The sequence below is a fragment of the Sulfitobacter maritimus genome (genome assembly GCF_013346665.1).
Classification (GTDB): Bacteria; Pseudomonadota; Alphaproteobacteria; order Rhodobacterales; family Rhodobacteraceae; genus Sulfitobacter; species Sulfitobacter maritimus.
In genome coordinates this window covers 175,802-197,976 of the sequence record NZ_JABVBB010000038.1, presented here as the reverse complement: position 1 = coordinate 197,976, position 22,175 = coordinate 175,802, and the positions used below count along the sequence as shown (strand labels likewise).

The 22,175-nt window shown below is 62.7% G+C and carries 18 protein-coding genes; 8 read left to right on the top strand and 10 right to left on the bottom strand.

Features of this window, described 5'->3' with window-relative positions:
• Positions 1-23: 23 nt before the first annotated feature.
• The gene (locus tag HTT03_RS15765) at positions 24-602 is read right to left on the bottom strand and encodes an acyl-CoA thioesterase (protein WP_174860740.1); all 579 of its coding nucleotides are present in this window, start codon (positions 600-602) and stop codon (positions 24-26) included.
• 133 nt (positions 603-735) lie between these two features.
• Between HTT03_RS15765 and HTT03_RS15760 the strand changes: the two genes are divergently transcribed.
• The 3 genes from HTT03_RS15760 (at position 736) to yaaA (ending at position 3,977) form a co-directional block, all read left to right on the top strand.
• Positions 736-1,023: a YggT family protein gene (locus HTT03_RS15760; protein WP_174860739.1), complete on the top strand. Its 288-nt coding sequence runs from the start codon at positions 736-738 to the stop codon at positions 1,021-1,023.
• A 98-nt stretch (positions 1,024-1,121) separates the two neighbouring features.
• On the top strand, positions 1,122-3,167 hold the full coding sequence (recQ, locus tag HTT03_RS15755; protein ID WP_174860738.1) for a DNA helicase RecQ: 2,046 nt from the start codon (positions 1,122-1,124) through the stop codon (positions 3,165-3,167).
• Positions 3,168-3,197: 30 nt separating this feature from the next.
• Positions 3,198-3,977 (top strand): peroxide stress protein YaaA, encoded by a 780-nt coding sequence (yaaA, locus tag HTT03_RS15750; RefSeq protein ID WP_174860737.1) that lies wholly within the window; start codon positions 3,198-3,200, stop codon positions 3,975-3,977.
• Positions 3,978-3,988: 11 nt separating this feature from the next.
• Here the strand turns inward: yaaA and HTT03_RS15745 are convergent, their stop codons facing one another.
• Positions 3,989-6,187 carry a response regulator gene (locus HTT03_RS15745; RefSeq protein ID WP_174860736.1) on the bottom strand — a complete coding sequence of 733 codons (2,199 nt, stop codon included), beginning with the start codon at positions 6,185-6,187 and terminating at the stop codon, positions 3,989-3,991.
• 162 nt (positions 6,188-6,349) lie between these two features.
• Between HTT03_RS15745 and HTT03_RS15740 the strand changes: the two genes are divergently transcribed.
• Positions 6,350-7,000, top strand: coding sequence for a DUF1007 family protein (locus HTT03_RS15740; RefSeq protein ID WP_174860735.1), 651 nt, complete (start codon positions 6,350-6,352; stop codon positions 6,998-7,000).
• On the top strand, positions 6,985-7,866 hold the full coding sequence (locus HTT03_RS15735) for a nickel/cobalt transporter (protein WP_174860734.1): 882 nt from the start codon (positions 6,985-6,987) through the stop codon (positions 7,864-7,866). Before HTT03_RS15740 ends, HTT03_RS15735 begins: the two co-directional genes overlap by 16 nt.
• On the opposite strand, the gene HTT03_RS15730 is transcribed toward HTT03_RS15735, so the two are convergent.
• The 4 genes from HTT03_RS15730 to HTT03_RS15715 are packed head-to-tail and all read right to left on the bottom strand — an operon-like array spanning position 7,863 to position 14,558.
• Positions 7,863-9,905: a glutamine amidotransferase gene (locus tag HTT03_RS15730; RefSeq protein ID WP_174860733.1), complete on the bottom strand. Its 2,043-nt coding sequence runs from the start codon at positions 9,903-9,905 to the stop codon at positions 7,863-7,865. The two genes, HTT03_RS15735 and HTT03_RS15730, sit on opposite strands and share 4 nt — an antisense overlap.
• Positions 9,902-12,670, bottom strand: a complete 2,769-nt coding sequence (locus HTT03_RS15725; protein WP_174860732.1) for a DUF4159 domain-containing protein — start codon at positions 12,668-12,670, stop codon at positions 9,902-9,904. Before HTT03_RS15725 ends, HTT03_RS15730 begins: the two co-directional genes overlap by 4 nt.
• On the bottom strand, positions 12,667-13,554 hold the full coding sequence (locus HTT03_RS15720; protein ID WP_174860731.1) for a DUF58 domain-containing protein: 888 nt from the start codon (positions 13,552-13,554) through the stop codon (positions 12,667-12,669). Before HTT03_RS15720 ends, HTT03_RS15725 begins: the two co-directional genes overlap by 4 nt.
• The gene (locus HTT03_RS15715) at positions 13,551-14,558 is read right to left on the bottom strand and encodes an AAA family ATPase (RefSeq protein WP_174860730.1); all 1,008 of its coding nucleotides are present in this window, start codon (positions 14,556-14,558) and stop codon (positions 13,551-13,553) included. Before HTT03_RS15715 ends, HTT03_RS15720 begins: the two co-directional genes overlap by 4 nt.
• Positions 14,559-14,628: 70 nt before the next feature.
• On the opposite strand from HTT03_RS15715, the gene HTT03_RS15710 reads away from it, so the two are divergent.
• The gene (locus HTT03_RS15710; protein ID WP_174860729.1) at positions 14,629-15,213 is read left to right on the top strand and encodes a DUF1285 domain-containing protein; all 585 of its coding nucleotides are present in this window, start codon (positions 14,629-14,631) and stop codon (positions 15,211-15,213) included.
• Between the two features lie 6 nt (positions 15,214-15,219).
• Here the strand turns inward: HTT03_RS15710 and HTT03_RS15705 are convergent, their stop codons facing one another.
• From HTT03_RS15705 to HTT03_RS15690, 4 genes are all read right to left on the bottom strand, one after another.
• Positions 15,220-15,837, bottom strand: coding sequence for a glutathione S-transferase (locus HTT03_RS15705; RefSeq protein ID WP_174860728.1), 618 nt, complete (start codon positions 15,835-15,837; stop codon positions 15,220-15,222).
• A 209-nt stretch (positions 15,838-16,046) separates the two neighbouring features.
• Entirely contained in the window at positions 16,047-16,253 is a 207-nt protein-coding gene (locus HTT03_RS15700; protein ID WP_174860727.1) for a YdeI/OmpD-associated family protein, read from the bottom strand.
• Entirely contained in the window at positions 16,253-19,051 is a 2,799-nt protein-coding gene (gene polA, locus HTT03_RS15695; protein ID WP_174860726.1) for a DNA polymerase I, read from the bottom strand. Before polA ends, HTT03_RS15700 begins: the two co-directional genes overlap by 1 nt.
• Before the next feature lie 125 nt (positions 19,052-19,176).
• Positions 19,177-19,356, bottom strand: coding sequence for a zinc-finger domain-containing protein (locus HTT03_RS15690; protein WP_174860725.1), 180 nt, complete (start codon positions 19,354-19,356; stop codon positions 19,177-19,179).
• Positions 19,357-19,523: 167 nt separating this feature from the next.
• On the opposite strand from HTT03_RS15690, the gene gpmI reads away from it, so the two are divergent.
• Both gpmI and HTT03_RS15680 read left to right on the top strand, forming a co-directional pair.
• Complete coding sequence (gene gpmI / locus HTT03_RS15685; RefSeq protein ID WP_174860724.1) at positions 19,524-21,041, top strand: 2,3-bisphosphoglycerate-independent phosphoglycerate mutase; 1,518 nt, start codon at positions 19,524-19,526, stop codon at positions 21,039-21,041.
• The gene (locus HTT03_RS15680) at positions 21,038-22,174 is read left to right on the top strand and encodes a murein hydrolase activator EnvC family protein (protein WP_174860723.1); all 1,137 of its coding nucleotides are present in this window, start codon (positions 21,038-21,040) and stop codon (positions 22,172-22,174) included. Before gpmI ends, HTT03_RS15680 begins: the two co-directional genes overlap by 4 nt.
• Position 22,175: the final 1 nt, after the last annotated feature.

Genomic DNA, 22,175 nt, shown 5'->3' with positions numbered 1-22,175 from the left:
ACAGGTATATCATTGGGGCTTGGTCAGGCCGCAGAGTTCTGGGTCGCAGCGGTGGTTGATACGTTGTCTTGCATGGGCGGCCAGGGGCGGTGGCTGTCCGCGCTGATCCACTGAGCGACCCAATCAGGTATCGCGGGCGACGGTTGTTGCCGCCCCATCGCGCTCAACACCTTTTCTGGCGGGATCAGCCCGTTTTTATCCGTCACGGCAGAGCGGTAAAGCACATGGCTTGCGCATTCACCGTTCGTCTTCCACATGGATTGCTCAAGGTAGATGAACTTGTCATCCCAGCACAGCGTCCGGCTGCGCATCTCGAACTTCTCGAACATACGGATACGGCGACGAAAGCGCGTGCTGGAGCCTGCAATGGTGATCGCCCATTTGTTCTGCCGCAGCAGGGCGATCAACCCGGCCCGCTGCGCCATCGCCGTGCGGCCCAGATCATAGAGCGACAAGGCCCGCCCGTTGTTCAACTCCATCCAGATGTCGAGATCATGCGGCCAGCAGATATGATGGCTGACATGGGTGTCTGTCAGGTTTTCCAGTGGTGCCTGTCGCGCAGCGACGACGAGATCTTTGGCCATGCGGACGATCGGGAACATGAGGCTTTCCTTTCTAAGACCAGCGGGGGATTTGCGGGGGAATAGCTGCGGGGTCAAGCATATACGTCGCGGCACTCTTGCCCTTTGAGGGCAGGGCGCTTAACTGTCTTGCGTCACACCAAGGGGGTATTCCATGACGTCACTGTTCCAAATCCTGATGCTGCTTTTGAACATCGTTTGGTTCATCGTCATCGCCCATGTCATCATGTCTTGGCTGATTAACTTTCAGGTGCTGAACCTGCGTCAGCCCTTGGTCGCGCAGATTTGGGACGGGCTGAACCGTATCCTAGAGCCGGTCTATAGCCGTGTGCGCAGTGTTATCCCCCCGATGGGCGGGCTGGACTTGGCACCCTTGATCGTGCTGATCGCGGTCGCTATCGCGCGGATCGTGCTGACCAACAACGCAGCGGCATTTTACTGATCCCGCCTGCGCGCCTATGTCGCCTGTATCGGGCCTTGTTCACGATTTGTTAGTGTGTGAGTCTGCATGAAAAGAGCAGACAATTTTACAGGTTCCCCATGACAGGCGCTGCCACGCTTCTTCGTGATGTATTTGGTTTTGACGGGTTCCGCCCCGGCCAACAAGAGATCGTCGAGGCGGTCACCCAAGGCGAGAATGTGCTTGCCATTATGCCCACTGGCGGTGGCAAATCCTTGTGCTTCCAACTGCCTGCCCTGATGCGGGAGGGGGTGACCGTGGTCATCAGCCCGCTCATCGCTCTGATGCGCGATCAGGTCCGCAGTCTGCAAGAAGCGGGCGTCGCGGCGGGTGCGCTGACCTCTGGCAACACGCCAGAGGAGACTGACGCGGTTTGGGAGGCGCTGGAGGCTGGCACACTTAAACTGCTCTATATGGCGCCTGAACGGCTCGCCGCGGGCTCGGCCATGGGGATGTTGCGCCGTGTCGGCGTCAATCTCATCGCCGTGGACGAGGCGCATTGCGTCAGCCAATGGGGCCATGACTTTCGCCCCGATTATCTGCGCATCGGTGAATTGCGCCGCACGCTCAATGTGCCGCTGGCCGCCTTCACCGCTACGGCAGATGCCGAAACGCAGGTCGAGATTGTCGAGAAGCTCTTTGACGGCACCCCGCCGCGCGCCTTCTTGCGCGGGTTTGATCGGCCCAACATCCACCTCGCCTTTGCGGCCAAGAACAAGCCCCGCGACCAGATCTTGAACTTCGCCGCCGCCCGGAAGGGCCAGTCTGGCATCGTCTATTGTGGCACGCGGGCCAAGACCGAAGGATTGGCGAAAGCCCTGCGCGATCAGGGCCAGACCGCGCTGCACTACCACGGCGGGATGGAGGCCGAAGACCGCCGCATCGCTGAGCGACGGTTTCAGCAAGAAGATGGGTTAATCGTCTGCGCTACAGTGGCCTTTGGCTTGGGCGTCGACAAGCCCGACATCCGCTGGGTCGCTCATGCGGACCTGCCCAAATCGATCGAGGCCTACTACCAAGAAATTGGCCGGGCCGGGCGTGACGGCGCACCGGCGGAAACGCTAACACTGTTCGGCCCTGATGACATTCGCCTGCGCCGATCCCAGATTGACGAGGGACTTGCCCCACCCGAACGGCGCGCTGCGGATCACGGGCGGCTGAACGCGCTGCTCGGACTGGCCGAGGCGCTGGAGTGTCGCCGCAAGACGCTGCTGGGATACTTCGACGAGACCGAGATCACCTGCGGCCGCTGCGACCTCTGCGACAATCCGGCGGAAGTCTTCGACGGCACCACGGCGGTCCGCAAAGCGCTTTCGGCCATGCTGCGCACCGATGAATGGTTCGGCGCGGGCCATCTAATCGATATTCTGCTGGGCAACGAGACCGAAAAGGTCCGCCAGCGCGGCCACCAGTCCTTACCGACCTACGGCGTGGGCGGCGAATACAGCCGCAATGAATGGCAGGCGGTGTTCCGGCAGATGATGGGCCATGACCTCGTGCGCCCTGATGCCGAACGTCATGGTGCGCTGCGCATGACGGATGCGGCGCTGCCGATCCTGCGGGGGGAGGCGTCGATTAACCTACGGCGCGACAGTATTAAAGCGGCGGGAGCAACACGGCGGCCCGCGGTAAAGGCGATGGTCAGCGACGAAGACGCGCCGTTGCTTTCGGCGCTAAAAGCCAAGCGTCGTGCATTGGCCGAAGCGGCGCGGGTGCCAGCCTATATCATCTTTACCGACCGCACCCTGATCGAAATGGCCGAGGCCCGCCCGCAAGACCTTGACGCCATGGCGCGTATCGGGGGCGTCGGCGCGAAGAAGTTGGAAAATTACGGCGCGGCGTTCCTTGAGGTGATCAACGGCGAAGCGCAGCCAATGCACAAAGTGCGGCGCAAGCTGGCTGGGCGCGAGGCGGGCAATGTCTATGACCAGTTGTTGCAGGTGCAGGCCGATTTGGCGCGTGGTGAGGCCGGCACGGAAAAACCGTTAAGCTGCTCTGCCGCGACGCTCGCCAAGGTCGCGCAACTGCGCAGCGCAGACAGTTCTGCCATTGAACGGCTGTTGGGCGACAAACGCGCCGAACGCTTTGGCCCCGCCTTTCTGGACGTTCTGCGCGACGCGGGCTAGACCAATCCGACACGCGCCAAGGAGACTGCCATGCTCGTCGTTATTTCCCCCGCCAAACGGCTCGATTGGGCCGAACGCGACGTTGCGGTGACACAGCCGGATTTTCAGGAGGACGCCCTGCGGCTGGCGAAAGCCGCGCGCGGGCTGACGTTGGGCGATCTGAAAAAACTCATGGGGCTCAGCGACGATCTGGCGCGGCTTAACCGCGACCGATTTCAGGCGTTCGAGGCCGAGCCCACTGCGGGCACCACCCGCCCCGCAGCGCTCGCCTTTGCGGGGGATACCTATCAAGGGCTAGAGGCGGCGAGCCTTGATACGGACGAATTGACCTACGCCCAAGACCATCTGCGCATCCTGTCGGGTCTTTACGGCCTGTTGCGCCCGTTGGACGCGATCCAACCCTACCGGCTAGAGATGGGGAGCAAGCTGAAAACAAGACGCGGCGGCAACCTCTATGATTATTGGCGCGATGGGCTGTCGAAAGCGCTCAATGCGCAGGCCGAGGTGACGGGCAGCGACGTTCTGGTGAACTGCGCAAGTCAGGAATACTTTGGCGCGGTTGACCTCAAGGCTCTGAAACTGCAGGTAATTACACCGCAGTTCATGGAAGACAAGGGCGACGGCAAAGGGCCAAAAATCGTCAGCTTTTTTGCCAAGAAGGCACGCGGGGCCATGGCGCGATATATCGTCCAGCACAGGCTGACCAATGCCGACGGGTTAAAGGACTTTGACAGCGGCGGCTATGCCTATCAGCCCGACGCCTCAACCCCAGAGCGTCCTGTTTTTGTGCGCCCCTATCCATCTAACTGATCGGCGGCTTGCTATTCAGTGGCCTCCGGCTCTGGCGGCAAGGGCGGGCGGGTGTCGGCTGGTTGCGCGGCAAGGATGCGTTCAATGATCTGAGGTTTGCGCAGAGGTTTGGTCAGATAGTGATCCAGACCCGCCGCAAGAATGCTCTTGTCATCGCCGTCCATCGCATGAGCGGTTAAGGCCACGATCGGCACATGCCGCCCTGATTTGGCTTCAAGCGCTCGGATCGCCGTGGTGGCCTGTTTGCCATCCATCCGGGGCATCGAAATATCCATGAATATCAAATCGGGATTTACCGTGCGGAACCGGGCAATGGCCTCCTCACCGTTGTTGGCGAATGTCAGGTCCACGTCCAAATCCTTAATCATTTTGCGAAACACCAACTGATTGGTTTTGTTATCCTCTGCCGCCAAAATACGCATCGCCCGCTGCCGAGGGGCGGGGGGCGATGGGGCTGCCGCATCACTGGCAGTCGGCGTAACAGGCTCCATCGTCAGCGCTCCGAGCCGGGCCATAAGAGTTTGTCGCGGCACAGGTTTTTGCATCAAACCGAGCAAATGCTGCCGCGCCGGGTTCCCTTCTACCGTGCTGAGATTGGAGCTGAGCATAATAACCGGGGTGGCGTCGCCGCGCGCTCGTAGTTGGGCGGTCATTTCCAACCCGTCCATGCCGGGCATATGGTGGTCCGTGAGGATCAGATCGACCGACGGATCAAGCCGCCCTAACGCCTGCGCGCCGCTCTCGCAGCAGGTCACTTTCACCCCGAGATGCCGGATTTGGCGGTCAAGAATGGTGCGGTTTGCCTCAATGTCGTCCACCACCATCACATGTTTCAACCCTTCGGGCAGGATCGGGCGGGGCAGCGGGGCCGCGCCGCTGGGGCTAAGCGCAACCTGAAAGCCAAAGTTCGACCCCACGCCCTCTTCGGAGGTGACCCAGATGGTGCCGCCCATCAGGTCAATTAACCGTTGAGAGATCGCCAAGCCCAGTCCGGTGCCGTCAAACTGGCGGTTTCGTTCGTTTTCGACCTGATTAAACTCTTCAAAAATATGGTCGACCATATCGGCTGGGATGCCGATTCCGGTGTCTTCGATGCTAACATGCACATCTGTCGGCCCCTGCGCATCGCCCGGCACACCCGTCACCCGTACCAGCACATAGCCCTGCGCGGTGAACTTAACCGCATTGCCAATGAGGTTCGTGAGCACCTGCCGCAGACGCCCCGGATCGCCAATCAGTTGCGTGGGCAGGAACAGATCGTAATCAAGCAGCAGATCGAGCCCTTTGCTGCGCGCCGAAGGCTGAAGCAGCATGAGGATTTCCTGAATCATCCGTTCCAGATCAAAGGGTTCGGGGTGTAGCTCTAGTTTGCGCGCTTCGATTTTCGAGTAGTCGAGCACGTCATTAATGATCACCAACAGCGCTTCGCCGGAGTTCTTAATCGTATCCACGTAAAGCGCTTGTTCGGGGGTCAATCCGGTGTCTGTCAGTACATCTGCCATGCCGACTACGCCGTTCATGGGGGTGCGGATTTCATGGCTCATATTGGCAAGGAACGAAGATTTCGCCCGGTTCGCGCTCTCTGCCACGCTGCGGGCTTCCTTAAGCTGCTGCTCGTATTCCACCGTCGCGGTGATATCGAGACAAAGCGACACCAGATCCCCCCCCGCGCCTCTTTGGTTGACCAATTTGATATACTTACCGTTCCAAAGGCGGATCACAGTGGGCTCAGGGTTGGTCTGATGCAGCCGTTCGATGAGTTGTTGCCGCCACTCATGCGGGGATAGATCGGCGGTATCGACGATGCCTTCGTCGGTCAAAATCTGAATGATAGAGACGATGCTGATCCCGGGCTTCACCATTTCCAGCCCGTCAAAGATATGCAGGTAGCTTCGGTTCGCCATGATCAGGTTGTTGTCCGCGTTGAACAATGCAAACCCATCCTTGATCGCGTCGATAGATTGCCACAGCCGCCGTTCGGTCAGCGCGATGCGCTGGTTGGCTGCCGACAGGTCCGATTTCACGCGTTGATTTTCACCGCGGATCGTTTCAACCTCCGCGCGGGTCTCAACAATTTCCTCAGTCAGTTGTTGCGCGTGTTCTCCGAGCTTGCGGTTGGCTGCGAAAAGTTCGGCCTGTTTCAACTCCAGCATCCGCTCCGCCGCCAATCGGCTGCGGCGCTCTTCGGTCAGCATTTGGGCAAGGCTCATGGCGGCTCCGACGTGGCAGGTCTTTGCGCTGCAATCTCGCCGGGCTTGGTAAACAACTCTTGAACGAGGGCAGGTTTTCCGCAGCCTTGCGGGCATATTCCCGCCGCTCAGCGGGGCGCGTGACAATTGCCGAACGCAGCGAAGGCGGCTAGAGCATTGGGTATGAAATACGCGCTTGCCACAGTGTTCTGCCTTGCCTTCACCCCGCCGCTCGGCGCCCATCCGCATATCTTTGTCGATACCGGATTGGAGGTGATCATTGATGCACAGGGGCGTTTGACGCATCTTAGGATCACATGGGCCTATGACGAATTCTATTCCTTGCTGGTAACCGAAGATCGTGGTCTTGATCCGGACTATGACGGCGTGCTGACTGAGGCGGAAATCGCATCGCTCAACGGGTTCGACATGCAATGGATCGAAGGTTTCAACGGCGATACCGTGCTGCAAAAAGAAGGCGCAGAACTTGCCCTTTCAGCCCCGCAAGAGATTGAGACAACGTTTGCCGAAGGCCGCATCGTCACAACCCATCTGCGCGCTGTCGAAGGCACACCGCCCAAGGCCAGCGGGGCGGTCATCAAACCCTATGACCCCACCTATTACACCGCTTATGAGATCAAAGGCCGTGTGACTGTCACCGGGAATGACGCCTGCCGGGCGCGGGTGAAAATGCCAAATATCACAGCCGATCTGCGGGCGCTTCAGGCGGATCTAAGCGAATTGGATATGCAGACTGATCCAAAGGATGTGGGCCTGCCCAATCTGGGCGAGGCGCTTGCAAATGAGGTGGTCGTCACATGCGAAAGCTCATAGCACTTGCGGTGCTCGTCACCCTTTTAACCCTCGCCGCGCTCTGGTGGACAGGCGGCTTTGCGGCTCTATCCCAATGGGCGGCAGGCCAACAGCGCGGGTTCCAGAACAGCATCGCTGGCGGTCTGCGGGCCACGCGCGGCGGCGACACGGCGGCGTTCTGGACAGTGCTGCTGGCGTCTTTTGCTTATGGCGTTGTTCATGCCGCAGGGCCAGGCCACGGCAAGATCGTCATCGGCGGCTACGGGCTGGCGCGGCAAGTGCCGATGCTGCGCCTGTCGCTGATCGCGCTGGCGGCTTCCTTGGGGCAGGCGGTGACGGCCGTGGCGCTGGTCTATGCCGGGATTCTGCTGCTGGGGCTGGGGCGCGAGACGTTGGTCGGCGTGACGGAGAGCATTATGGCGCCGGTCAGCTATGGGGCGATTGCGCTGATTGGTCTTTGGCTGATCTGGCGCGGGCTGCGCCATGCCCGGCGGACCGGCCCTGCTGCTCCTGACGCGCATTGCAGTCACTGCGGCCATGCCCACGGGCCGAGCATAGAAGCGGTACAACAAGCCGGAAACCTGCGCGACGCGCTGCTTTTAATCGCCGGGATCGCCGTAAGACCCTGTACCGGAGCGCTTTTTGTGCTGGTGATCACATGGCATATGGGGATTGGCGCTGTCGGTGTGCTGGGGGCTTTTGCCATGGCCATTGGCACTGGTTTGGTCACCATCGCAACGGGACTTGCAGCATCGGGATTGCGGGCCGGACTGCTCGGCGGGCTTTCCGGCTCACCTCGGCTGGCGCAGGCGGCGGCATTGGCTGAACTGACTGCAGGCATGACCGTTCTGGTACTGGCAAGCGGCCTATTACTGCGGGCCCTTTAACGCCGCCCTTCGCGGAGCCAAGCGGCCGTGATGAACAGCGCGGAAAGCAGCAGGACAAGCCAGCTTGGCAACAGCGGCGTTTGGCGCAGGTCGCGGGTCTCATAGGCACCGCGTGGCGTGAGCCCAAGCCAACCGCGTCCGGCAGCGGGCCGTCCCAGACCCACGTTGCGCAGGCGGGGCAGACCGTCCTCCAGCCGCGCCACGCCGCCGCGCAGGCCATCAATCACCGGGCGCAGAGCCGTATCGCTCGCAATGGTTTCGACAAACTCACGCGGCGCTGCGGGTCCAAGGCCGATCACGGTGACCTCTTCGCCGTTTTCAAGACGGTAGAGGCCGATCTCCTCGCCGGTGTATTCCGCCTCAAAACGCCCCGGACCAGCGGGGGCTAGGGTCAACTCGGTGGTGCTGCCATCGGGGGCGGTGATGGTCAAAGGCGGAACGCTGTCATCCAGCGTGCGGCGGGTGATCCGCATGGTTCGTCCTTGGGCGTCAGCAGTCAGCGCTTCTTCTTCAAGCTCGGGCTCTTTCATCATCCAATGGGCCAAACGGCGCAGCAGTTCCAACTGCGGGCCACCACCCTCATAGCCTCTGTTCCAAAGCCAAGCGTGGTCCGACGCCAGCAGCGCGACACGGCCCTCACCAACGCGGTCCAGCACCAGCAGTGGTCGGTCGTCTATGCCATGCATCACCACATTGCCATTGTCAGCGGTCACGTCGATCTGGCGCAGCCAACGGCCCCAATCGCCTTTGCCGGGCAGGTCCGATGTGACCGGGTGGCGTTCGCCAATATCCGTAACCAGAGGCGCGTAGGGCTCTTCAAGCACCCGCGCCGTGGGGGTCGCTGGCAGTACGGTGCCAAGCGGGGAGCGGTAAAGACTGTCAGCGCTGGCAAAATCCGGCCCCGCAGCCACAAGCACCGCGCCACCATTGCGCACATATTGCGCAACGTTATCGAGGTAGAGCGCAGGCAAGATACCGCGCCGCTGGTAGCGGTCAAAGATGATCAGATCGAAGTCGTCGATCTTGTCCATGAACAACTCACGCGTCGGAAAGGCGATAAGCGACAGTTCATTGACCGGGACGCCGTCTTGTTTGTCAGGCGGGCGCAGGATGGTGAAATGCACCAGATCGACAGAGCTGTCAGACTTCAGCAGATTGCGCCATGTGCGCCCGCCCGCGTGCGGCTCGCCCGAGACCAGCAGCACACTGAGCCGATCGCGCACGCCGTTCATCTGGATCAGCGCGGCATTGTTGCGATCCGTCAATTCGCCCTCGGCTTCGGGCAGGGAGAAACGGATCACATTGCGTCCGCCATGGGGCAGGGTAACGGGCAAGTCGATGTCTCGGCCAACCGGCACATTGAAACTTTGCGGTTCCTCGCCATCGACCGAGATATCAAGCCGCGTCAGTCCGTTCCCTTCGGGTGCGGCGCCGAGATCGTCAATGCGCAGGGTCAGGGTGACCGGCTCGCCAATAATGGCAAAGGCGGGGGCATTGCGCACGGTCAGGCGGCGGTCCCAGTCGCTTTCTTTCCCTGTTTGCAGCAGATGCAGCGGGGCGGGCAGGTCAAGCGGCAGATCGGCGTCATGCACGCGGCCATCGCTGATCGCCAAAATGCCTGCGATGCGGGCGCGGGGTTCTTCGGCCAGCGCATCGGCCAGCGTGGTCATAAGGCGCGTGCCTGCATCTTCGGCCCCATCCGGCACAGTGATGCGGCGAAGCTCGGTGTTGGGGCGGGCGGTGATGCGGGCTGCCATGGCCTCGGCCGCTTCCGCTGATTGCGCCTCGCGGTCGCTGAGCCGCTGGCTGGCGCTTTGATCTTCGACCAGCAGGACAATATCGCTCAGCGGTGCGCGGTCTTCAGTCTGATAAGACGGTCCGGCGAGCGCGGCCAGCACCACCGTAGCGGCAAGGCCGCGCAAGGCCCAGCCCGTCAGCCCCCGCCACACGGCCAAAGCAACACCAAGCAATGCCAACACGGCCAGCCCCAGCAGCAGCGGCAGCGGGATTAGCGGGTCAAAGATCACAGATGCGGTCATTGTCCCAACCTATCGAGCAGTGCAGGCACATGGACCTGATCGGATTTATAATTGCCCGTCAGCACATGCATCACGAGGTTCACGCCAAAGCGGTATGCCAACTCGCGCTGTCGCTCACCGGCAAACCCGCGCCCAATCGGCAAGAGCGGCCCCCCATCGCGGCGCACGGCCCAAGCAGCAGCCCAGTCGTTGCCGCCAATCACCACAGGCGTCACACCATCATTGAGGTTACGAAACGGCATGCCTTCGATCTTCTCGGCATCCGGCGGCGCGGCTTCGACCCAGACATCGCGGCTGCTGTAACGGCCAGGATAGTCTTGCAGCAGGTAGAACGTCCGGGTCAGCACATGGTCGCCCGGCAGTGGCTCCAGCGGCGGGATGTCGAGCGGGGCAGCCAGTTCCTGCAGCTTGCGCCCGTTGGGGCTGGAGGCACCGTAGGACGCGATATCAGCGTCGCGGGTGTCGAACAGGATCAACCCGCCAGAGCGCAAATAGTCATTCAGCTTGCCGTAAGCCTCTGTCGAGGGTTGCGGTTGGTCCGGAGTGATCGGCCAATAAAGGATCGGAAAGAACGCCAGTTCGTCCTGCTCAAGATCGACCCCGGTGGGCAATGCGGGTTCAACTGACGTGCGGAAGTAGAGCGTATCGGACAGGCCGGTCAGTCCGGCGCGGGCGATCTCGTCGACCTCTCGGTTGCCGGTCAGGACATGAGCAAGCGTGACTTCGGACGCGGCGCGTACGGCAAAGCTTTCGCGGTCGCTGTCCTGCGCCTTGGCCCCCTGCGGTGCGAGGCCGATGACGATGAGCAAAGCTAAGGTGCCGCTCGACCGCCGCAAGAGCAAACCCGACAGTGCAAGCGATGCCAACACGTCAGCCACCAGCAGAATGATCGCGAGAGACAGCAACGCCCCGGCCAGCGGCTGTTCCGCGGGCAGAGCAAGGCCACGCAGCGGCACGTCAGCGGGCCAGCTTGCCGGCGTGAGAGCGGTCTCTTGCGTCAGCACATTGCGCGCAAGCCGCCGATCCTCTGACCCATAGATGCCGGTTGGCAGGGCCGGGCCTGCGGGGGCCGAGATCAGGTCTGGCCCCGCGACACCGGGCAGATTGCCCGCGTCCGCCAAGGTACCATAGCCATCCATCACCCGCAGCGGTGTCCATGTGGTGCCATCAAGGCTGTCTGCCTCAGGCGTGCTGGCCCCCGACGACACGGCCAGCCGTTCCATCATCTGCACGAAAAGCCCCGACAGCGGCAAGGTGGACCATTCCGCCGTGGCGGTGACATGGAAAAGCACGATCTGCCCCTGACCGACCGCCTTGCGTGTGACCAATGGCGTGCCGTCGCTGAGCGATGCGATCACACGGTCGGCCAAGGTTGGGTCGGGTTGGGCCACGACTTGCGCCGAGACGGTCACATCATCCGGCACCGGCAGGCCAAAGAAGGGCGAGCCGTTGCGGAACGGAGCCAAGGCTTTCGGCTCTCCCCAAGACATCGCGCCGCCGACGCTGCGGCCCCCGGCACGCAGGCGCACGGGCATCAGCGGGTCTTCGTCCATACGGCTCACGTCGCTCGCCGCGATGCGCGGTCCGGCGAAGCGAATGAGCATACCGCCGGCGCCGATCCATTCTTGCAGCGGCTCTGCCTCAGCGGGGGCGAGGGTGGCGACATCAGCAAGCACGATCACATCAGGGTTGGCGGGCAGCACATCGGTCAGCGTGCCGTCGATCAGGTCCGCGTTCGGGGCGAGCGCCTGTTCGATGTAATGCAGCGGCGAGAGCAGTTGCAGCCCCTCCTGCGCCCCGCGTCCGCCGATCAGCGCGACCTCCCGGCGGCGCAGCCCGTCATCGACCAAGGTACGCGCCCCGGCGGAACGTTGCCCCGCGATGTCGAAGGAGGTCAAACGGGCGCGCAATTCGGCGGGTAGTGACAGGGACGTTGTAGCCTCTGTCGCCCCCGCTTCGAAGGTGGCAGTGGCGGTGGCGAGCACGCGGGCATTGCCTGCCGGGTCGCGGCCTTGGGCCTGCACCACGGCCTTACGCTCAGGGCCGGGGGTGGCGCGGCGCAGGGTCAGGTCGATCGCGCCATCTTGATAGACCGCAGGAGCGATGCCGATGACGTTGCTGGCAGACTGATGCACCTCAACCGCGCCTTTGGCTTGCAGTGTTTCAAGCAGGTCGTTGCGGCCTGCATAGTCCAGACCATCGCTGAACCACATCGTGTCGAAGGTCGGCAAGTCTGCCATGATTTCAGCCGCACGGGCGATCTCTGCCGGGGATGGTTGCCACGGCGCGGGCGTGAGCCCGGCAAGGCGGCTGCGCCAAGCGTCAGCGGATTGAAAGGTCGGCACCTGCGGGTCGGTCAGCGTCAGGATGCCCACGGTCCGCTCGGCCCGCCCCGCGCGGGTGAGTTGCGCCTCGACGGCGGCCAATTGTCGATCCCAACCGCTGGCTCCGGCCCAAGAGCTATCAAGCACCATCAAGAGAGGTCCGTTGCCTTGTTCCGGCTCGGCCTGCGGGTTCAGCACCGGCCCGGCGAGGCCCACGATAATCGCAGCCACGGCCAACATCCGCAGCAAAAGCAGCCACCACGGCGTGCGGTCCGTCGTACTTTCGTCGTCCGTAAGCCCCAAGAGCAGCGCGACACCAGGAAAGCGGCGGCGGATGGGCGCAGGCGGCACGGCCCGCAAGATCAGCCAGAGGATTGGCAGCGCCAGCAAGGCCAGCAGCAGCCAGGGCGCGGTGAAGCCGATGCCGCCGAAAACGCTCATGCCGTGCTCCCCTGCCGCGCATCCAGTGCGCCATAGAGCCAGAGCAGCGCGGATTGCGCCGAAGCATCCGTATGGTGCAACCCATAGCGCCAGCCAGTGCGGGCGCAGAGTTGTTGCAGCTCGTCTTTACGCGCGGCCAGCCGGTCAAGATAACGGTCGCGCAGGTCGTTCGCTTTTAACGTCTCATGGCGCAGGGTGCCGCCGACGCTTTCGAAAATAGTGCGACCTGTGAAGGGGAAAGCTTCTTCTGCCGGGTCGAGCAGATGATAAAGCACACCGCGCACGCCGCGGTCGGCGGCTTTGGTCAGCGCGGTCTGCACCGGGGCGAGGTCGCCCATGAAGTCTGAGATGAAAATCGCCCGCGCATGGGGGATCATGCCACGGTGTTCAGGCGGGGCATACTCGCGGGTGTCTTCGCGGCAGAGCATCTCGGCCAGCCGCAAAATCTGTGGATTGCCGCGCCGGGGCGGCAGGGCGGTGCCTGTAAGACCCACACGCTCACCCCCGCGCAGCAGAAGGATCGCCAACGCGAGGCCGAGAAGGCGGGCGCGGTCGGCCTTGTCCGGCAGGCCTTTGTCAGAGGCAAAGCGCATTGACGCTCCCTGATCGACCCAAAGCATCACCGACTGGGCGATCTGCCATTCGCGTTCGCGCACGAACTCCTGATCGCCTCGCGCCGAGCGGCGGTGGTCGACCATGCGGCGGCTGTCTCCAATCTGCGCCGGGCGGTATTGCCAGAAATCATCCCCCGACCCCGCACGACGGCGCCCATGCGCACCCGGCAGCACGGCGCCCGCCAGATGCTCGGCGCGGGCCAAGAGCGCGGGCAACCGGGCCGCTTCGCCTTCGGCGTCGGCCCTGAGGGACAGGGGGGAATGGGTCACGCGGCGGCCTGTTGGCCGATCAGTCGGGTGGCGGTGTCGTCAATCAGCGCCTGCAAGCTCTCGCCCCGCGCGCGGGCTGCAAAGTTCAGCGCCATACGGTGGCTCAATACGGGGCGGGCCATGGCCAACACGTCTTCGGCTGAGGGGGCGAGCCGTCCGTCCAGCAACGCCCGTGCGCGCACCGTCAGCATCAACGCCTGCGCCGCACGCGGCCCCGGCCCCCAAGCGACACTTTCGCGCACGGCGGGGGCGGCTTCGGGCTCATCCGGGCGGAAGGCGCGGACCAGATCAAGGATCAGTTCCACGACACTGTCGCCCACTGGCATCCGCCGCAGCAAGCTCTGCGCGGCGAGCAGGTTTTGGGCAGTAAAGACAGGACGAACCGCGCCTTCCTCCACACCAGTGGTGGCGATGAGAATATCACGTTCCGTGGCGCGGTCAGGATAGGCCACGTCAATCTGTACGAGGAATCGGTCAAGCTGCGCTTCGGGCAGCGGGTAGGTGCCTTCTTGCTCAATTGGGTTTTGGGTTGCGAGCACATGGAAGGGCTGACCCAGGGCGCGGTCTTGGCCGGCCACTGTCACTGTCTTTTCCTGCATCGCCTGCAAAAGCGCCGACTGTGTGCGTGGGCTGGCGCGGTTGATCTCATCTGCCATCAAAAGCTGGCAGAAAATTGGCCCTTCGACAAAGCGAAAGGCGCGGCTGCCGTCGGGCGCGGTGTCGAGCACTTCGGAACCGAGGATGTCGGCGGGCATCAGGTCGGGCGTAAATTGCACACGGTTGCCGTGCAGGCCCATGACGGTGCCGAGCGTTTCCACCAGCCGCGTCTTGCCCAGACCCGGCAGGCCGATCAGCAACCCATGACCACCGCAGAGCAACGCGGTCAGCGCAAGGTCAACAACCTGCGCCTGCCCGACAAACCGCCCGGTGATCGACTGCTTGGCTTCAGCCAGCTTTTCGGTCAGCGCTTCGATATGCGCGATCAGATCATCCGCTTCGGCCATGACATTTCTTTCCCCGGAGTTATATCTTCTAGGTGTAAGTGTATCGCGACCAAAGGGAATGGCAAAACCAATGAGCGGACAAAATACCGTGACACCCACCACAGAGGGTCTGATCGAAGCCGCCAAGGCTGCAAAAACGCGCGGAACCCCGCCGCTGGAGAAGTGGAACCCCGAATTTTGCGGCGATCTGGACATGCAGATCAAGCGTGACGGGACGTGGTTTTACCAAGGCACACCCATCGGGCGGATCGAACTGGTCAAATTGTTCGCATCGATTCTCTGGCGCGAGGGGGATGACTATTTTCTCAAGTCTCCGGTGGAGAAGGTCGGTATTACGGTCGAAGACGCGCCTTTCGTAGCCGTTGACTTTGAGGTCGAAGGGATCGGCGAGTCGCAGACGTTGCGGTTTCTCACCAATCTGGGCGATGTGGCTGAGGCAGGGCCAGAGCATCCGATCCGCGTGGTGCGCGATGAGGAGACGGGCGAGCCCTCGCCCTATGTGCTGGTGCGGCGTAACCTTGAGGCGTTGATTGACCGCAAGAGCTTCTACCGCTTGGTGGATCTGGGCGCACATCGTGATGGCTGGTTTGGCGTCTGGTCGGGCGGGGAGTTCTTTGGCATCATCCCGTCAGAGGACCTGCCGCAAGACGGCTGACAGCCGTCAGGGAAAGCGCACAGGCGCATCCTCGGGCTGCCACTGGGCGTATTTCGTCATAATCGCTTCAAACCGTGGGGACGCAAGAAAGCGGTCGAGCCATGCCTGCAGGCTGGGCCAATCCTGCGCGTCGAACCATGCACGGTCGATAAAGGCGAATTGCCGCACGAAGGGCAGGATCGCGTAATCTGCCAGCGTGGGACGGTCGAAAATCCAGTCGTTTAGTTGCGCGTCCAAGTCGTGCAGAAAGTCGGCTGCTTTGCTGCGTTGCTCGGCAGGGTCTTCGTCGGGGTAGCGTGTGGCGTATTTGGTCCGGTCCAGCGCATCTTTGAACGGGCCGTCGGCGCGGGCGATCCAGTCGTGGCCTTCGGGGGGCATGTCAAGCCAGCCATCGGGGTCGTTTTGCGCCAGCGCCCATTTCATGATGTCGAGGCTTTCGTCAATGGGGCCGGTTTGCGTGACGAGGCAGGGGACCGTACCGGTGGGGGAAGCGTCGAGGAAATCTTGAGGTTTGTCCCGCAGCACGATCTCGCGCAGTTGGACGGGTGTTTGCGCGACGGCGAGAGCAAGGCGCGCCCGCATGGCGTAGGGGCAGCGGCGGAAGGAGTAGAGGATTGGGGTCATGGAGCATATCTAGGTAGAAAGTGATCGAAGTACAAAGGGCCAGTGCCTGCCCGTGGGATAGCGACCGAATGGTCGCTTCGTGCCACTTTATGGATCAACCTTGGCGTGACCCATCCGATTTGCGCCCAGCCTCACCAAATCGCCAGCCCGCCGGGACGGGCAGGCGATGGCCCGGCGCCTGCGGCTTGATTCCGGGCTGGGGGGAGACCTCACTGAAACGGCGTCGGCGGGAGCCCCTTGCCGGCAAAGCGTGCCACGTCATCCACGCGCTTTGACCGCGCCGTCGTAGTCCGCGCCGCGTCGATCCACGCCAGCGCATCGGCACGCAATTCGGCACTATAACCGTCCCAGCCCGCCTGCGCGCCGGTCTCTTCCAGCGCTTGGGCAAGGTCTTCGGGAAGCTCCGCGCCCGCCATCAATGCGCCTCCGCCCAATTAGCGCCCACACCGGCGTCGACGATCAGTTTTACATCCAGCTTCACCACCGGATCATTGGCGTTCTCCATCACTTCACGGGCCGCAGCGATCAGCGCATTTTCGGCCCCTTTTTCGACCTCGAACAACAGTTCGTCATGCACCTGCAACAGCATCGTCGCGGGCAGGTCGGCAATGGCGTCGGGCATACGGATCATCGCGCGACGGATCACATCGGCGGCGGTGCCTTGGATCGGCGCGTTGATCGCGGCGCGGGCGGCGAAACCGGCCTGCGGCCCCTTGGCGCCGATATTGGGCGTATTGATCTTGCGGCCAAAGAGCGTCTGCACATAGCCATGCTCTTTGGCGAAAGCCTTAGTGTCATCCATATAGCTGCGGATTCCGGGGAAACGCTCGAAATAACGGTCGATGAAGCCCTGCGCCTCGGCTCTCGGAATGCGCAGGTTGCGGGCAAGGCCGAAGCCGGAAATGCCATAGATCACGCCGAAGTTGATCGCCTTGGCATTGCGGCGGATTTCGGGGGTCATCTGGTCCATCGGCACGTCGAACATCTCGGACGCGGTCATGGCGTGGATGTCGTCGCCCCGTTGGAACGCTTCTTTCAACGCGTCGATCTGAGCGATATGCGCCAGTATCCGCAGCTCAATCTGGCTGTAGTCCAGTGCCACCAGCACCTTGCCTTCGGGCGCGACAAAGGCTTCCCTGATACGGCGGCCTTCTTCGGAGCGGATCGGGATATTCTGCAGGTTTGGATCGGTTGAGGCCAGCCGCCCCGTCGCCGCCCCGGCGATGGAATAGCACGTGTGCACCCGGCCTGTGTCGGCGTTCACATGGTCCTGCAAAGCGTCGGTATAGGTCGATTTCAACTTGGACAGCTGCCGCCAGTCTAGCACCCGGCGGGCGAGGTCGTGCTCAGTCGCCAGATCCTCTAGCACATCCGCGCCGGTGGAGTATTTGCCGGTCTTGCCCTTCTTGCCGCCCGGCAGTCCCATTTTGCCAAAGAGGATTTCGCCAAGCTGCGCCGGCGAGCCCACGTTGAAGCTCTCACCTGCCAGCGCGTGAATGTCCGCTTCCAGCCCCGCCATCTTCTGGGCAAAGGCGTTGGACATGCGGCTGAGCGTGTCGCGGTCGACCTGAATACCCGCGCGTTCCATCTGTGCGAGCACTGGCACCAGCGGGCGTTCCAAGGTCTCGTAAACCTTCGTCACCTCAGCGCGGTGCAACTGCGGCTTAAAGAGTTGCCACAGCCGCAGGGTGATATCCGCATCTTCGGCGGCATAGGCCACGGCCTCTTCCATCGGCACTTTGTCAAAGGTCACGGCGGATTTGCCGCTGCCCAGAAGCGGTTTTATGGGCATCGGTGTATGGCCGAGATAACGCTCAGACAGCGTGTCCATGCCATGACCATGCAGACCCGCGTGCATCGCGTAGGACATCAGCATGGTATCGTCGATGGGGGCGACGGTGATGCCAAGCTGCGCAAAAATCTTGCTGTCGTATTTCATGTTCTGCCCGACCTTGAGGATCGCAGGGTCCTCCAGCATCGGGGTCAGCAGTTGCAACGCTTCTTCGACAGGCATCTGGCCGGGGGCGAGGTCATCCGAGCCGAAAAGGTCTTCGCTGCGGCTGGCCTTATGGGTCAGCGGAATGTAGCTGGCCTGCCCGGCCTCCACAGCGAGCGAAACGCCGACCAATTCCGCCGTCAACTCATCAAGGCCGGTCGTTTCAGTATCTACCGCCACATAACCACGCTCATAAATCCGGTCGAGCCAGACGCGCAGCGCTTCGGCGTCGCTGACCTGCTCGTATGTGCTGTGGTCAAAGGACACATCCGCGACCTGCGGCGGATCGGCGACAGCGGGGGCGGGCGCTTCGGGAATAGCGGGGGCTTCGCGGCCCAGCACCTCGGCCACGCGTTTCGACAGGGTGCGGAACTCCATTTCCGACAGGAAGCCGAGCAATTGGTCAGGATCGGGGTCGCGCACTTCGAGATCGTCGATGGTGAAGTCGATCGGCGTGTTTTCGTCCAGCAGGACAAGGCTGCGGCTCAGGCGGATTTGCTCGGCGTGGTCAATCAGCGTCTGGCGGCGCTTGGGTTGCTTGATCTCCTCCGCACGCTCCAAGAGGGCGTCCAGATCGCCGAACTCATTGATCAACAAGGCTGCTGTCTTGATCCCGATGCCCGGTGCACCGGGGATGTTGTCGACCGAATCGCCCGCCAGCGCCTGCACATCGACCACGCGGTCCGGGTAGACGCCGAACTTCTCGAACACCCCATCGCGGTCGATGGTCTTGTTCTTCATCGCGTCCAGCATTTCGACCCCGTCGCCAACCAACTGCATCAAGTCCTTATCGGAGCTAATGATGGTGCAGCGGCCCCCGGCGGCGCGGGCCTGCACGGCGAGGGTGGCGATAATGTCATCGGCCTCATAGCCCTCAAGTTCCTTGCAAGCGATGTTAAACGCCGCCGTTGCGGTGCGGGTCAGGGGGATTTGCGGACGCAGGTCTTCGGGCATGGCATCGCGGTTGGCCTTGTACTGGTCGTACATGTCGTTACGAAAGGTGTGGCTGCCCTTGTCGAAAATCACCGCCACATGGGTCGGCGCATTGGGGCCGGTATTGCCCTCCACATAGCGGTGCAGCATGTTGCAGAAGCCGGCGACCGCGCCGATCGGCATGCCGTCAGACTTGCGCGTCAACGGCGGCAGGGCGTGATAGGCGCGAAAGATGAAGGCCGAGCCGTCGATCAGATGCAGGTGGTGGCCTTTGCCAAATGTCATGGGGATGCTCCGCTTCGGTTGGCGTTCCTTTTGCCACGAAGCACACGCCACGGCCAGACGCCAATGCGCCGCGCGGGCAGCTTCGTGCCGTCGGTTCGGTTGTCGCTACTGTCGGTCGGGAAGGCTCAGACTTTGCCTTCAAACTCCGCATGGACGAATTTGCAGTCGCAATAGCCGCATTCCACATAGCCCAGATCGCGGGGGATTTGCAGCCAGACGCGGGGGTGACCAAGCGGGCCTTCGCTGCCGTCACAGGCCACACGCCAAGTGTTCACGATGCGGGTTTCGGGCGCTGGCAGGGTCATGGGCGGGTCCTCGGATCAGGCAAAAGTTGCCCCTCGTTATGACCAAAGCCGCCGCGCGGGGCAAGGGCTCTGCGCGGGAATGGGGCGGGGCTGCGAAAAGTGGTTCAAGTGCCAGCCCACAAGGGGTAAAAGACCCGCAAAGTAAAGCAGCCGGAAGAGACATCCTAATGAGCGCCCCCAAACCCGTGGTATTGTGCATTCTTGACGGCTGGGGGCTAAGCGAGACCCGCGACGGCAATGCGCCCTTGCTGGCCAAGACGCCGAATTTCGACCGGATCATGCAGGAGTGTCCCAACGCGCAGTTGATCACCCACGGCCCTGACGTTGGCCTGCCGCGTGGTCAGATGGGCAATTCCGAGGTCGGCCATACCAATATCGGTGCAGGTCGGGTGGTGGCGATGGATCTGGGTCAGATTGATCTCGCGATTGAAGAAGGCAGCTTTGCCGAGAATGAGCGGCTGCGGGCGTTCATCGCCAAGCTTAAGGAAACCGGTGGCACGGCGCATCTGATGGGCGTCGTCTCGGACGGTGGGGTGCATGGGCATCTGAGCCATATGATCGCCGCCGCCCGCGCGCTGGTTGCGGCGGGGGTGCCGGTGGTGATCCATGCGGTGACCGATGGGCGCGATGTGGCGCCGTCTTCGGCGCTTGGCTATTTCGAGAGCTTGGAAAAGGCGCTGCCAGAGGGGGTGAAAATCGTCACCGTCACCGGGCGCTATTTCGCGATGGACCGCGACAACCGCTGGGACCGTGTGGCACAGGCCACCGCCGCGATCCTGCGAGGCGAGGGTGGCACGGCCTCTGATGCCCGTAGCGCGGTGCAAGCGGCCTATGACCGTGGCGAAACGGATGAGTTTTTCGCCGCCACGGTGATTGACGGCTACACAGGGGCGGCCACGGGCGACGGGCTTTTCTGCCTCAACTTCCGCGCCGACCGCGCGCGGGAGATCATGGCGGCCTTGGGCGATCCGGAGTTTGACGCCTATGACACCGGCCCGCGCCCTGACTGGGCGGCACTGATGGGCATGGCGGAATATTCCAAGGACCACGCCGCCTATATGACCACGATGTACCCCAAGCCGGACATCAAGAACACGCTGGGCGATTGGGTGGCCCAGCATGGGCTGCGGCAGTTCCGGCTGGCCGAGACCGAGAAATATCCCCATGTCACCTTTTTCCTTAACGGCGGAGTCGAAATCCCGGCCGAGGGTGAGGACCGCAACATGCCCAAGTCGCCTAATGTGGCGACCTATGACATGCAGCCTGAAATGTCCTGCGGCGAGGTGACGGATCAATTCGTGCAGGCGATTGAGGCAGGCTATGATTTGATCGTGGTGAATTACGCCAACCCAGATATGGTCGGCCATACCGGCGATCTGAACGCAGCCATTGCGGCCTGCGAAGCAGTGGATGCAGGGCTGGGGCGCGTGCTGACCGCGTTGGAGAAAGCCGGCGGCGCGATGATCGTCACGGCGGATCATGGCAATTGCGAGATGATGATCGACCCTGAAACCGGTGGTGCGCATACCGCGCATACGCTTAACTCTGTGCCGATGGTGGCAGTGGGGGCGCCCGAAGGGGCCAGCCTGCGCGACGGGCGGTTGGCCGATCTGGCGCCGACGGTGCTGGACCTTATGGACCTGCCGCAGCCCGAGGAAATGACCGGAAAAAGCCTGCTGACATGAAGCATTTCGCTGCGGCAGTCCTTTTTGCCTGCCTCCCCCTGATGGCGCAAGCGCAGGCTGAGGAAGCCGCGGCAGAGGCGCGCGCGGCTTCGGCGGCGCTTGAGGCAGCCTCGACCAAGCTTGACCAAGCCGATGGGGCGCGGGACCGGGTCAAGGCGCTGACCGAGACCATTCAGGCGTTTGAAAGCGGGCTCGCTGCCATGCGGGCCGGGCTGCGGCAGGCCGCGATCAATGAGGCGCAGCTTAGCCGTAAGCTACAGGCCCGCGAAGGCGAGGTGGCGCAGTTTCTGGGCGTCTTGCAAAGCATCGGCGGCGACCCGTCGCCGGTCGTGCTGCTGCACCCTGACGGGCCGATGGGGACCGCCCGCGCCGGGATGTTGCTGGCGGAACTGACGCCCGCGCTCAACGCCCGCGCCGATGCGCTGCGGCAAGACTACGAGGACATTAAAACCCTGCGGGCGCTGCAAACCGATGCAGCACAGCGTCTGCAAGAGGGGCTGACCGAGGTGCAGGCCGCGCGAACCGCGCTCAATCAAGCCATGGCCAACCGCACCGATCTGCCGATGCGCTTTACCGAAGACCCGGTGCGCACGGCGATCCTCATCGCCTCCACCGAAACGCTCGAAGGCTTTGCCAGCGGGCTGTCGGAAATCGCCACCGGCGCGGTGGAGCCGGCGCCGGTCAATCTTGACGGGCGGGTCGGGGAACTGCCGCTGCCCGCCCAAGGCCTAGTGCTGCGCGCGGCGGGCGAGACCGATTCCGCCGGTGTCACCCGCCCCGGCATGATCCTCGCCACGCGCCCCCGCGCCATTGTCACCAGCCCCTCTGCCGCCACGATCCGCTATGTCGGGCCGCTGCTGGATCTGGGCAATGTGGTGATCCTTGAGCCGCAGGTAAACACGCTCTTTGTGCTGGCGGGGTTAGACGTCGTTTACGGCCAAGCCGGGCAGGTGATCGCCGGAGGCACACCCATCGGGTTGATGGGCGGGCCGGAAAACGGCACAACTTCGGCCATGTCACCAAATGGTGAAGATACTGGCGCTGACCGAACGGAAACGCTCTATATAGAAGTCAGACAAGAGAACATACCGCAGGACCCGGCAGATTGGTTCCGCACCGACAAGGATGGATAGC